This window comes from Eudoraea sp. (genome assembly GCF_049665975.1).
Lineage (GTDB): Bacteria > Bacteroidota > Bacteroidia > Flavobacteriales > Flavobacteriaceae > Eudoraea.
In genome coordinates, this window is the sequence record NZ_JBATGR010000344.1 from 1 (window position 1) to 1,997 (window position 1,997).

Consider the following 1,997-nt stretch of genomic DNA (forward strand, 5'->3'; position numbering starts at 1 on the left):
CCTATTGTTCCACGTGGAACATATTAATTTTTTCGTCTTCCTTAATTCTCATTTCTTCCTTCTCTTTCTTGCTCTTATCATTATAGCCTAACAAGTGTAATACTCCATGAGCCATAACACGTCGCAATTCCTTATTAAAATCCTCTTTGAATTTAACAGCATTTTCTTTAACCCGATCTACCGAAATATAAATCTCACCTGAAATAACATCCTCTTCCGAATAGTTGAAAGTAACAATGTCGGTATATGTATCGTGTCCTAAATATTTTTGATTTAGTTTAATCAAATACTCATCAGAACAAAATATATAACTCAAATCACCTAAATGGACGTCTTCGCTTACAACAATAGTATTAATCCAACTGGTATATTCCTTGATGTTCTCTAAATCAAATTCTGTCTCATAATGATAGTTAATCATCGTTTCTAAAATAACTCCTTACCCTTTCCTGATAATTTTGCCGCAAAGGTAATGCTTGCCTGTTTAAAATCTCAATTTCATTTTTATAATTATCAAGTACATCAGGCCTTGTTAAAACTGGATTTTGAAACTGTTTTGTGTTAGACTCACTCTCTCTTTCCTCCTTCTTGCCCTGTTTAAGAGCAGCATTCTCCAGTTTTAATAATTGATGCTCAATAAAATTCATTCTATCACGTGTTCTTTGGGTTATTCCATTCTCCAGAAGGTCATTTTCAAAATCCTCCATCTGCTTAATAAGCTTTTTGGCAAGTGTTTTATCGCCGGCTTCTATCATGTCCTGTAGTTGCTTTTCCAGTTGCTGTTTTAGATATTCCTGTTCTTTATAAATCTCATAAATTTCCTTCATTTCTTCTTCACTTATACCTCCATCTCCTGCTGCTCCATTTTCTCCATTTTTCCCTTTATCTCCTTTGCCTTTCATTGCATCCCCGCTCTGACCCTTATCACCATCTTTACCTTTTCCCTCGTCGCCTTGATCTCCTTCCTGTCCCTTTTGACCAGGCTTTTGACCCTCGCCTTCCTTGCCTTCTCCTCCTCCTTCTCCACTTTCACCCATCTTACCCATTTTTTCCTTAAGTTCACCCTGCCCCTTGATTATGTCTGGTAGTTGAAATCCATCGTTAGGGTTACCGGATCCGGATCCAGCCTTCATACTTTGTTGCATATTATCGAGTAAATTTGCCAAAAAATTGGCTAAGCTATTTGAAGCATTCAAAACATATTGCTCGTAAGCTGCACCCTGATATATCTTATTATCCGCTATACTCTCAAGTGACTTGTCTATATTATAGTAAACTTCGGTTATTTGTTTATTGACAAACTCAGATAATTCAGCCCTTCTTAATGACAAGGCAAATAAACTATCATCTATATGTTCGAACAAATTCCGTAATTCCTTTTGTTTTCTAACACTGCCGGAATAATTTGCCATATCAAAGTCCGAGCCTTCCAGCTGATCAAATAGCTTTTCCTGCTTAAAAGAAAAAGTAACTAAATTATCCAAAATCTGCCGTAACATCTCAGCGTCTTCCACAATAGTCGACTCTCCGCTCGAAGAACCCGATGCACTCAATTCATCGCTCATTTCCTGCATCTTCTGAGAGGCAGCCTTTTGCTTTTGTTTTGTTTTATTCGCAGATTTTTCCTGATTGCTATCATCGTCAGATTGTTCATTGCTTTTTTGTTTATTCAATTCATCCAAAGCCTCTCCCTGATCCTCTTTAATTCCCGCTTCTTTGCTCTTATCTATTTTCAGATCAAGAGGCTTTTTAAGATCCTTATTGTCCTTTTTAAGTTCTTCAAGTTCCTTTGCAAGTTTTTCGAACTGTTCGTTCATTTCCTTTTGTAAATCCGGGCTTAACTTATCAATTTCTTTATCCGATAACACATCTTGCTCTTTAGCTAATTTCTCTAAATCCTTAGCCAATTGCGCGGCCTTTTCCGTTACATAATATCGTTTTGTTAATTCTAATAGTTGTTCTAAATTTCTTTTGCTATTTTGTTGTTTCTTACCAAG

The 1,997-nt window shown here is 36.3% G+C and carries 1 protein-coding gene and 1 pseudogene; both read right to left on the minus strand.

Going from position 1 to position 1,997, the window contains the following annotated elements:
• Position 1: 1 nt before the first annotated feature.
• Complete coding sequence (gene ybeY, locus WBN20_RS11895) at positions 2-421, minus strand: rRNA maturation RNase YbeY (protein WP_424281837.1); 420 nt, start codon at positions 419-421, stop codon at positions 2-4.
• Positions 414-1,997 (minus strand): annotated as a pseudogene (locus WBN20_RS11900) (hypothetical protein); the annotation flags it as partial. The gene ybeY and the pseudogene WBN20_RS11900, both read right to left, overlap by 8 nt.